Genomic DNA, 579 nt, shown 5'->3' with positions numbered 1-579 from the left:
GACGAAGAGTTGCAGCCGCTGGCGGTGGCCAAGCTGCTCAAGGCGATCGTCGACAAGGAGCAGCCGCAACTGGTGATCCTGGGCAAGCAGGCCATCGACGACGATTCCAATCAAACCGGTCAGATGCTCGCGGCGCTGGCGAAGCTGCCGCAGGCGACGTTCGCCTCGAAGGTGACGGTGGCGGACAACCGCGCGCAGGTCACGCGGGAAGTGGACGGCGGTCTGGAGACCGTCTCGCTGTCGCTGCCGGCGGTGATCACGACCGATCTTCGCCTGAACGAGCCGCGCTACGTGACGTTGCCCAACATCATGAAGGCGAAGAAGAAGCCGCTCGAGACGGTGAAGCCGGCCGACCTGGGCGTGGACGTGGCGCCGCGCCTGAAGACGCTGAAGGTGGCCGAGCCGCCCAAGCGCAGCGCGGGGGTGAAGGTGGCGGACGTGGCAGCGCTCGTCGAGAAGCTGAAGACCGAAGCGAAGGTCATCTAAGGGAGACGACGAGATGAGCATTCTGGTAATTGCCGAACACGACAACCAATCGATCAAGGCCGCGACGCTCCACACGGTGACGGCCGCGCTGCA

The 579-nt window shown here is 64.9% G+C and carries 1 protein-coding gene; it reads left to right on the top strand.

Annotation, left to right across the window (positions count from 1 at the left end):
• The coding region (locus PNO31109_RS21815) for an electron transfer flavoprotein subunit beta/FixA family protein (RefSeq protein WP_150557518.1) at positions 1 to 486 on the top strand (486 nt) is incomplete at its 5' end.
• Positions 487 to 579 lie beyond the last annotated feature (93 nt).

The sequence above is a fragment of the Pandoraea nosoerga genome, from assembly GCF_902459585.1.
GTDB lineage: Bacteria > Pseudomonadota > Gammaproteobacteria > Burkholderiales > Burkholderiaceae > Pandoraea > Pandoraea nosoerga.
Note: the sequence above shows the minus strand (reverse complement) of the source record. Positions and strands in the feature narration are given on the sequence as shown.